1 pseudogene is annotated in these 236 nt (G+C 79.7%); it reads right to left on the minus strand.

Features of this window, described 5'->3' with window-relative positions:
* Nucleotides 1-236: pseudogene (locus tag KVT45_RS55725) on the minus strand (bifunctional 3'-5' exonuclease/DNA polymerase); the annotation flags it as partial.

Consider the following 236-nt stretch of genomic DNA (forward strand, 5'->3'; position numbering starts at 1 on the left):
CACCTCGCGGTGGACCTCGGCGCTCCAGGGCGCGCCGGCGCGGTTCAGCCCGGCGGCGATCAGCCACCCCGCCGACCCGGCGGCGGTCAGCAGGCGCCTCCGCTCCGGGTGTTCGGCCCGGACGTGCCTGCGCTGCTGCTCGGCGTAGAGCGCGAGGAGCTCGTCGCGCGTCCGGCGGGCGGCGCCCTGTGGCTCCGACAGCGGTGACGGCGCGCCCTGTTCGGCCGCCCGCTGCG

Source organism: Streptomyces sp. GbtcB6 (assembly GCF_019091475.1).
Lineage (GTDB): Bacteria > Actinomycetota > Actinomycetes > Streptomycetales > Streptomycetaceae > Streptomyces > Streptomyces hyaluromycini.